The sequence below is a fragment of the Pseudoalteromonas sp. SR44-2 genome (genome assembly GCF_014163745.1).
Lineage (GTDB): Bacteria > Pseudomonadota > Gammaproteobacteria > Enterobacterales > Alteromonadaceae > Pseudoalteromonas > Pseudoalteromonas distincta.
The window spans coordinates 1-10,123 of sequence record NZ_JACJDW010000061.1; the positions used below are offsets into that span (position 1 = coordinate 1).

Below are 10,123 nucleotides of genomic sequence, written 5' to 3' on the forward strand. Positions count from 1 at the left end.
CAAGTGTTGCTTGCAGTGCTTGTTCTATATTCACAAAAAATCCGTAGTTAGTTTCCTAACTACGGATTTTGCATGATCGCTTGGATCGGTCAACCGGTCATTTTCTTAACTGATCGGCATTAAGCCGATTGGCTCCTTTTTTATATCCATTAATAACTCTCTAGCCAAATATAAGACGTTCAAACCAACCTTTATCAAGCTCGTCTTCACAGCGTTTTAATTGCGCACCATAACGGCTCGCTCTGTGTTTAACTTTGTTTGCGACACCCATTAACCACTTTTTCTTTTTATATGTGCCACGCTTATAACCACCCCAACCTTCATGATAATTAAGGTATTGTGCATAAGCATCCCACTTAGAGATTTTATTTACTTTATGCGTTTTATAAACAAACCACGCCATAAAGTCGATTGCATCGTCAAAATCGTCTCTATCAGCACCATTGTTGCCTGTTTCACGAATATAATCAGACCATGTTGGTGTTTTAGCCTGTGAGTAGCCATAAGCATCACTTGCGCGACCGGTTGGAATTATCCATAAGAAGTACTCCATAGGTGGAGCCGCATCATGTTTGAAGGAGCTTTCCTGGTACATCATACTCATGAGTACATGCTTAGGAGAACCCCATTTTTCTTGCGCGTCTTTTGCGTCAAAATACCAATCAGGTTTTTCTTCAAAGATTTTGCATAGATCGTTAGGTTGTTTCGGAGGCGCTGTAGCACAACCAGCTAAAGTAATGGCAAGAGATAAAATAATTGCATTTTTTTTCATTTTTTTAAGATCTCACAGAACTTTTTTAAAAAGTGTGGGTCTGACTCAATGAATGCAGCAGTACAGCATTAGTTCATCCCTGAATATATATTTACGCAGCCAACTTAGGCTGCGTTTTTTTGCTTAAATTTTGTTAGGTATTAAGATTATTTACCGTCAAAATACGCATCTAAAAAGGCAGTAAATGACTGCGTATCTGCTTGCTCAATTACAGTTTGTGCTTCGTTAGACTCTACAACTTGTTGTTCTAGCCAAGGCTTTAAAAACTCACTGTAATCAGTGTCTGCGTGGCTTTGTTTGTATTTATTAGCCAGTGCTAGCGCAAAGTGACCGTTGTCTAAACCAGACTCTTTTAATTGTGACACGTAACGTCCAGAATAGGTAAGCTCTGGATTATGCACCCACGTTGCCATGCGCTTTATAGTATCAGAGTAATAATTAACACCATAAGCATTATCCATCCATTTAGCGACATCAGTGAGCTGGGCAAATATTTCATCACCCCACGACTGAAGACTACGCTGTGTATTATTAAAGTTAAGCATTAGCCCTTCTTCTCGACCTTGATTGACTACTGTGTCTAGGTTTTCAGTACTGCGTGCTTGTTCTTTCCAATCCATTGGAGCTGAATCTTTTAATAAACAATACGTTAAAAACACATCTAAAAAGTGAATTTGCTCAATATCAATACCCACTTCGCTAAATGGGTTAACGTCTAAAGCGCGAATTTCTACATATTCAATGCCTGCTCGAAGCAATGCATCCGTTGGCGTTTCGCCACTTTTAGCATTACGCTTAGGACGAATTGGTGAGTAAAATTCGTTTTCAATCTGCAGAATATTTTTATTTAATTGTTTAGGGTTTTCACTCTTATAGTCATCAAGATCACCATAAATTTCTGATGGTGTGTTGATTGCTTTTTTAAGACCTGCAACATATTCATCTAACGAGTTATACATTACACGTAGTGACGACTGGGCGCTATTTGTATAACCTAAATTGCCTAAACGCAGTGCCGTACCAACTTCTAAGTAAAGCGTACCTTTACCTAGTTTTTTAAATGGTAAATCGGTTTTTCGACCTTGTAAAAATGAGTTACATAATGCTGGTGATGCACCAAACATGTAACTTATTAGCCATAGTTCGCGTTTAAAGTTACGAATAAGCGCTAAATAACCTTCTGAAATAAAATCTTGAAGGCTTGCATCGCTTTTTTGTAACGAATGAAGCGATTGCCAAAGCGTATCTGGGAACGAAATATTAAAGTGAACGCCTGCAATTGCTTGCATCATACTCCCGTAGCGATTTTTTAATCCTTCACGGTATAGTGTTTTCATTTTGCCTGTATTAGAACTACCAAATTGAGCTAAAACAATATCATCTTGATGCTCAATAAAGCACGGCATACTGATAGGCCAAAGCAGTTCATCGTCCATCTTTTCTAGAGTGAACTTTTGAAGGTCTTTTAATTGTTTAAGAGTTTGCGTTGACGACTCACTAACTGGAGTAATAAATTCAAGTAAAGATTCAGAAAAATCAGTTGTGATATGGCCATTAGTTAACGCACTGCCCACCCCTTTTGGATGGCCTTTAGGTGATATAGCACCATTCTCTTGTATTCTTAGTGACTCTCGCTCTATGCCACGTTTAATGCCTTTAACTGCATGTTGGTGCTCATCTACTGATAACGCTTCAAGTGCGTTAGCTAAATCATGTGTTGTCAAAAAATCTTTCCTCGGGCCACGTGGCTTAATCATAAGGTTATGGGGGCTAATTACTTAGACTCAAGATGAATACCAATTTTATTGAAAATATGATCATTATATCGCGTTAAATAACGCCCTCACTGCGTTAAAAATTATTCATATAGAACAACTATATGTCATAATTTTCGCCTTGTTATTGTGCTATTTTCTTAGCGCTATAATAGATCATTCATTTAATGCAACTGGAATAAATTGCTAAGAACAATATAACTTTTCAAATCTAATAATTATTTGCCCACTTTATACATGCGCTTAATATGACCAACATCATTATATTAAGTCGTAATATTGCCATTGCTATGTGCATTATACAAATGCTTTAAATACGTATTTAATTATAAATCAAATAAGTAAAATATCAGCCTATAGTAATAGACCGGAACTTATACAAAATCAGTTCAATTTAGCTGCCTGGTATTTAAACTTGATCTAGATCAATAAATACAATCATTTGTCTTATGAGCATAGACGGAAAGACGCTATTTTTTGCTTTGTAGTGTGTAAGCAATATAATGACTGCAACAATAAAGGATGATAATAAACACAATGCACAATGATAAAAGCTTAAAAAATGAAGAAGTATACTTTGATGAATCACAAGAGCTGGTTTCTACTACTGACCTTAAAGGTGTAATAACATACGTCAATCAAGCGTTTTGTGCTGTTGCAGGATATAGCGCACAAGAGCTTATTGGTCAGCATCATAATATTGTTCGTCACCCTGATATGCCAAAAACAGCCTTTAAAGAAATGTGGGCAACATTAAAACAAGAACACTCATGGCGCGGTATGGTTAAAAACCGCTGTAAAGATGGCCGCTATTACTGGGTAGATGCCTTTGTAACCCCAATTTTTGAAAATGGCCGACTTGTTGGTTATCAATCTGTAAGAACCAAAGCAAGCTCTCAACTTAAGCAACGTGCACAAACACTTTACAACAAATTAAATACCAACAAATCATTATTTAAACTGCGAGAACACACCGCAATAAGGCAAAGCATTACTTTTATATGCTTGTTATTTTGGCTGATTTTTATTGCTGTTGCGGCATCAATCACCATTGCTGCAATTAGCCTATTTATTTGTGCCTTAGTTATTGTGCTAAATTATGACGAACTCATTGTTACCCCTAAAATATTACGCGAACAAAAAGCAAAAGCCGATTCAATCTCTCGCTATATTTACAGCGGCTACACACCGCACAGTGTAAGTGATTATAGAGAGCAAATGCTAAGCGCAAAACTACGCACGGTTCTTGGTCGTATGAAAGACTCAACATTAAGCTTTAATGGCATCGCGACTGATTTAGACAAACAATCAACACTCACCGAAGAAGGCATTTCTTCACAAGGGGAGCGTTTAGAGCAAATTGCATCAGCGATGACCCAAATGAGCTCTACCATTGGTGAAATATCAGTAAATACAGCTCAAACAGCTGATAAAGTGAATAACACCCATCAAAGTTGCTCAGAGATAAAAGACCACATTGCAGATAATAGTAAAATGGTATCTGACTTAGCTTCTCAAGTAGAACAAGCAGCAAATACAGCCACCAGCTTAGCCTCTGAAGCAGATAAAATTGGTAAGGTAATGAGTGAAATAGAGGGAATTGCCGATCAAACTAACTTACTTGCTCTTAATGCAGCGATTGAAGCAGCTAGAGCAGGAGAACATGGTCGAGGCTTTGCAGTAGTCGCCGATGAGGTAAGGACTCTTTCGTCACGCACTCAAAATGCTACGACGCAAATCCATAGTTCTATTAAAGAAATACAAGACACTTTATTTAGCTGGTCCAAAGTAATGCAAAGCACTAAAGAACAAGCCGATAACTGTGTTTTGACAACCGATAAAACCCAAGTTGAGTTAGAGGGTATTTTTATCCAAATCAGTGAAATATCTCACTTGGCAATACAAATATCATCCGCTGCAGAAGAGCAACAAATGGTTAGTAACGATATTAGTAATAATGTTTCGCAAATTAAAGGCTTCGGTGATAACAACTTAAGTTTAAGCTTTAATGTGGCAAAAGGTGCTGCTGAACTTGTTGAAGGTTCACGTAGGGTGAGCGATTTATTACTAACTTTTAAAGTTTAACAAAAATAAAAAAGCCGCTATTTTAGCGGCTTTAGAGTTTAATTATTTACAATCAGCGTTTGGTAAATACCAAAGAGTCGTCATTTGCATCAATAACAATCACGCTACCTGGTATGTAGTCCCCATTAAGTAGCTTTTGTGCTAGCGGATTTTCAATCGTTTGCTGAATAGCACGCTTAAGCGGGCGTGCACCGTAGACAGGATCAAACCCACTTGCTGCAATTCGCTCAAGTGCAGCATCGCTTATTTCAAGCAGATACCCCATCTCTGTTAAACGCTCACGTAATTTCATTAACTGAATACCGGCTATTTCTTTTATATGCTCGTTTGCTAACGGGTGGAATACAACAGTCTCGTCAATACGGTTAATAAATTCAGGTCTAAACTCATTAATCAATACTTCCATTACTTTAGCTTTAAGGGTCGTATAGTCATTATTACCCGCTTGTTCTTGGATAATATCTGAGCCTAAATTTGATGTCATGATAATAACAGTATTTTTAAAATCAACAGTCCTACCTTGTCCGTCAGTTAATCGGCCATCATCTAACACTTGCAGTAAAATGTTAAACACATCTGGGTGTGCTTTTTCTATTTCATCAAGCAATATAACTGAGTAAGGTTTACGACGAACAGCTTCTGTTAAATAACCGCCCTCTTCATAACCCACATAACCTGGAGGTGCGCCCACTAGGCGGGCAACTGAGTGCTTTTCCATAAACTCAGACATGTCGATACGCACCATGGCATCTTCGGTATCAAACATAAAACCAGCCAATGCTTTTGTAAGCTCGGTTTTACCCACACCTGTTGGACCTAAAAACAAGAAAGAACCAATTGGGCGATTAGGATCTGCAAGTCCTGCACGTGAGCGTCTTATTGCGTTAGCAACAGCAACGACCGCTTCATCTTGCCCTATTACTTTACTGTGTAACTTATCTTCCATTTGCAGCAGCTTTTCACGCTCACCTTGTAGCATTCTTGCAACAGGAATACCTGTCCAGCGAGATAAAATTTCAGCAATTTCATCCTCACCTACTTGGTTTTTAAGCAGAGTCATTTCTTGCATTTCGGCTTGTGAGGCTAAATCAAGTTTTCGTTCAAGCTCTGGAATTCGCCCATATTGCAGCTCTGACATACGCTGTAAATCACTTGCTCTTCGCGCTACATCTAAATCTAATCTTGCTTGTTCAAGTTCGGCTTTAATTACTTGTGTACCTTGAAGCGATGCTTTTTCAGCATTCCAAATTTCGTCTAGCTCACGATATTGCCCATCAAGGTCGGTGATCAACTCTTGCATTTCAGTGCGACGTTTTTGACTCGCCTCATCTTTTTCTTTAGCAAGTGCATTATCTTCTAATTTTAATTGAATAATACGACGCTCAAGCTTGTCTAACGACTCTGGTTTTGAATCAATTTGTAATCGAATTGAAGAACCCGCTTCGTCTATTAAATCAATTGCTTTATCTGGTAACTGACGATCGCTAATGTAGCGGTGAGATAACTGCGCCGCAGCAACAATCGCGGGATCAGTAATTTCTACTGAATGATGTAGCTCATATCGCTCTTTTAAGCCACGCAATATTGCAATGGTATCTTCAACCGACGGCTCTTCAATGAGTACCTTTTGGAATCGACGCTCAAGTGCTGCGTCTTTCTCTATATATTTACGGTATTCATCAAGCGTGGTTGCGCCAACACAGTGTAACTCACCGCGTGCTAAAGCAGGTTTTAGCATATTACCCGCATCCATTGCGCCATCACTTTTGCCTGCACCCACAATAGTGTGTATTTCATCAATAAATAAAATGACTTGGCCTTCTTCTTTAGCCAATTCGTTTAACACTGATTTTAAACGCTCTTCAAATTCACCGCGATATTTAGCGCCCGCAACTAGTGCTCCTAAATCAAGCGATAAAACACGTTTGTTTTTTAATCCTTCGGGTACTTCACCATTAATAATACGCTGTGCTAAACCTTCTGCTATTGCTGTTTTACCAACACCTGGTTCACCGATTAATACAGGGTTATTTTTAGTGCGCCGTTGTAGTACTTGAATCGTGCGGCGAATTTCGTCATCTCGACCTATTACAGGATCAAGCTTACCTTGCTCTGCTCGCTCAGTTAGATCAATGGTGTACTTTTCAAGCGCTTGACGTGTTTCTTCGGCGTTTGGATCATCAACTTTTTGACCGCCGCGAATCGCTTTAATTGCAGTTTCAATTTTAGTCGAGGTAATATTTAACGATCTGAATATATCGCCAAGTGGACCTTTATCATCGCATGCCGCCAGTACAAACAATTCACTTGAAATGTATTTGTCTTTGCGTTTTTGTGCATACTTGTCACATAGGTTAATAAGTGAAGCCATATTATTTGATAGCTGTACGTCGCTACCTACGCCTTCTACTTTAAATAGTTTTTCTATTTCTTGAGAAAGCTTGGTGTTAAGTTCATCTGCGCTAACCCCCGTTTGTGCAAATAACGCGCGCACACTGGAGCCGCTTTGCTGCAGTAATGAATACATTAAATGTACGGGTTCAATAAATTGATGATCGCGGCCAAGGGCTAGCGATTGCGCATCAGAAAGCGCAGATTGAAATTTACTTGTAAATCTATCTAAACGCATGGTGTTACCTATTAAATAATCTAATTGCTTAATTAATGGGTATGTTTAGGTGTTTGTTCAAGGTGTAGGGGGAAATATAATGATTAAAGATGTGAATTACTTGCGCCAGATCAAACTTGCCATGCGTCCGGTTTGTCCATCTCGCCGGTAAGAAAAAAATAAGTCACTTTGAGAGACTGTGCAGTAGTCGCCACCCGTAATATTTTTAACGCCTTGCTGGGTAAGTAAAGTACGCGCAATACCATAGATATCAGCAAGATATTTACCATTAGTTTGTAGTGTAAATGCTTGAACAAATGAAGAAGACCTTTTTTGAAATAACTCAAACACTTCAGATCCAACCTCAAATTGAGTTGGTCCAATTGCAGGCCCTAGCCAAGCATTTATATTTTCATACTTTGAGCTAAAACATTCTAAAGTATTTTTAATAATTCCCTGCTCAAGCCCTCGCCAGCCACCATGTATAGCTGCAACTTCATTCTCATCATCACTCACTAATAAAATAGGTAAGCAATCGGCAGTCATTATAGCCAAAGGTTGGTTTAATAACTGAGTATAAAGCGCATCAGCATTATGTAACTTTTTAGAGTCAAAATATTCATCAACAATAACAACATCAGAGCTATGAACTTGATTTAGCCACACGGCAGGTTTAGGTAAGAGCTTGGTTAATAGTGAGCGGTTTTTTGATACATCACTTTTATTATCACCAACATGGTATCCCAAATTAAAACTTTTAAATGGGGTTTTTGAAACACCACCTCCACAAGTAGTACTTAACGTTCCTACTTTATGAAGGTTTTGCCATGTCGCTGACAATAAGTGCATTATCTATCGATATCAGGATTAGCTTTAGTATCTTCACGTAGTGCATGTGTCATAGCAACCATATCGTCAGGGATAGGAGCTTGCCATGTCATCATTTCACCGGTGATTGGGTGCGCAATACTTAATTTTACAGCATGCAGTGCTTGGCGTCTAAAGCTACGGAGTAACTCAAATAACTCAGGTGTTGCACCTTTAGGTGGACGCGGACGGCCGCCATAAGATTGATCGCCAATTAGCGGATGATTTAAATGTGCCATATGCACACGAATTTGGTGAGTACGACCTGTTTCTAAACGCAAACGTAAACGAGTATGAGCACGAAATTTTTCAGCAACACGGTAATGTGTAATTGCCGGCTTACCCATTTCATGTACGGCCATATGCGTACGCTGCGTAGGATGGCGGCCAATTGCTTTTTCAACCATACCACCAGCAGTCATGGTGCCATTACACAGTGCTTCATATTCACGAGTGAAATTTTCGCGCTTTTGTAGTGCTTTTACCAAATGCGTTTGGGCCTGAATCGTTTTAGCTACAACCATTAAACCGGTCGTGTCTTTATCTAAACGATGCACAATACCTGCGCGAGGCACGTTAATTATTTCAGGGTAGTAATGTAGCAATGCGTTTAGCACTGTTCCATTAGGGTTACCCGCACCAGGATGAACCACTAGGCCCATTGGTTTATTAATTACCAAAATATCATCGTCTTCATAAACAATGTTTAATTTGATATCTTGTGCTTCGTATTCGCGTGGTGCTTCAATTGTTGTTTCAACACTTACAACTTCACCACCTAGTAGTTTTTCGCGTGGAGTGTTGAAAATTTCACCGTCTACAGTGATTTTATCATCCAAAATCCACGTTTTTATACGAGAACGTGAATAATCAGGGAACAATTGTGCTAATACTTGGTCTAGACGTTTACCACCTAATTCGGTTGGAACGTCGGCTTGAAGAGAAATTTGCTCTGACATTAGTAACTTTACCCAATTTACCAGTGCAAGCTTTGCTCGACTGGGTTAGAATCGCTTTTAATAAAAGCATAATATAATACGCATAGTTTACTCGGTTTTACCGACTTGGCCTAGCCGAAGACATCGAAGGTAACAAATAAAATGATAAATAAAATAGGGAAACGTGCATTTGCCATTGTTTTTTCAGTTTCTGTACTTAGTTTAGGCGCTTGTTCGTCTGCTCCAGACCAAGAAGACATTCAACGTGTACCGAATAAGTCTGCACACGCTTTATATGAAGATGCAAAAGAAACGCTAGATTCTGGTTTATATGCTCGTGCAATTGAACTTTTGAGTGCAATAGACTCTCGCTACCCGTTTGGCCCATTCTCTAAGCAAGTACAAATGGACTTAGTCTATGCACATTATCAATCAGGTAATACTGAACAAGCACTTGCAACCATTGACCGCTTTATTCGCTTAAACCCAAATCATAAAGATTTAGACTACATGTATTACATGCGTGGTTTAGTAAACATTAAAGCAGATAAAAATGCGTTCCAAGAGTACTTTGGTGTAGATAGAGCCGACCGTGATGCTAACCGTACTCGTGTTGCATTTACAGATTTATCGACATTAGTAAAACGTTTTCCTAAAAGTGATTACGCGCCTGAAGCTAAGCGTCGTTTAGTTTGGCTTTTAAACCGTATGGCACGTTATGAATTAAAAGTAGCAACTTACTATTACGAACGTGAAGCTTATTTAGCTGCTGCTAATAGAGGTAAGTTTGTTGTTGAGCATTATTCACAAAGCAGTTACTTAGATCCCGCGCTTGAAATGATGGAGAAAAGTTACGACCAATTAGGTTTAACTGAGCTTAGTGAACACGCAAAGCAAACACGAAAACTAAATAAAAGAACTAAATAAAAGCACTAAATAAAAAAGGCGCTTACTAAGCTGTCTCTTGATCACAAGTCTGACTCAAGAGATTTTGCTAAATCGTAGCCTTCCAGGATGGCTTGTAACTTAAGCCATCCTTGCCATAACACTTTCACAGATGCACGCCCTGTGCGCTTGG

At 38.9% G+C, this 10,123-nt stretch carries 7 protein-coding genes; 2 read left to right on the forward strand and 5 right to left on the reverse strand.

Annotated elements, in window-relative coordinates:
- Nucleotides 1-160: 160 nt before the first annotated feature.
- Both H5115_RS19710 and gshA read right to left on the reverse strand, forming a co-directional pair.
- Nucleotides 161-772 carry a transglycosylase SLT domain-containing protein gene (locus tag H5115_RS19710; RefSeq protein ID WP_002962200.1) on the reverse strand — a complete coding sequence of 204 codons (612 nt, stop codon included), beginning with the start codon at nucleotides 770-772 and terminating at the stop codon, nucleotides 161-163.
- A 146-nt stretch (nucleotides 773-918) separates the two neighbouring features.
- On the reverse strand, nucleotides 919-2,496 hold the full coding sequence (gene gshA, locus H5115_RS19715; protein ID WP_182756952.1) for a glutamate--cysteine ligase: 1,578 nt from the start codon (nucleotides 2,494-2,496) through the stop codon (nucleotides 919-921).
- A 588-nt stretch (nucleotides 2,497-3,084) separates the two neighbouring features.
- Here gshA and H5115_RS19720 point away from each other — a divergent pair.
- The gene (locus tag H5115_RS19720) at nucleotides 3,085-4,632 is read left to right on the forward strand and encodes a PAS domain-containing methyl-accepting chemotaxis protein (RefSeq protein ID WP_182756954.1); all 1,548 of its coding nucleotides are present in this window, start codon (nucleotides 3,085-3,087) and stop codon (nucleotides 4,630-4,632) included.
- A 52-nt stretch (nucleotides 4,633-4,684) separates the two neighbouring features.
- On the opposite strand, the gene clpB is transcribed toward H5115_RS19720, so the two are convergent.
- From clpB to rluD, 3 genes are all read right to left on the reverse strand, one after another.
- Nucleotides 4,685-7,261 carry an ATP-dependent chaperone ClpB gene (gene clpB, locus H5115_RS19725; protein ID WP_182756956.1) on the reverse strand — a complete coding sequence of 859 codons (2,577 nt, stop codon included), beginning with the start codon at nucleotides 7,259-7,261 and terminating at the stop codon, nucleotides 4,685-4,687.
- A gap of 96 nt (nucleotides 7,262-7,357) precedes the next feature.
- Nucleotides 7,358-8,089: a peptidoglycan editing factor PgeF gene (gene pgeF / locus H5115_RS19730; RefSeq protein ID WP_182756958.1), complete on the reverse strand. Its 732-nt coding sequence runs from the start codon at nucleotides 8,087-8,089 to the stop codon at nucleotides 7,358-7,360.
- Nucleotides 8,089-9,066 (reverse strand): 23S rRNA pseudouridine(1911/1915/1917) synthase RluD, encoded by a 978-nt coding sequence (gene rluD, locus H5115_RS19735; RefSeq protein ID WP_149594281.1) that lies wholly within the window; start codon nucleotides 9,064-9,066, stop codon nucleotides 8,089-8,091. Before rluD ends, pgeF begins: the two co-directional genes overlap by 1 nt.
- Nucleotides 9,067-9,207: 141 nt before the next feature.
- On the opposite strand from rluD, the gene H5115_RS19740 reads away from it, so the two are divergent.
- Nucleotides 9,208-9,972 (forward strand): outer membrane protein assembly factor BamD, encoded by a 765-nt coding sequence (locus H5115_RS19740; RefSeq protein ID WP_002962210.1) that lies wholly within the window; start codon nucleotides 9,208-9,210, stop codon nucleotides 9,970-9,972.
- Nucleotides 9,973-10,123: the final 151 nt, after the last annotated feature.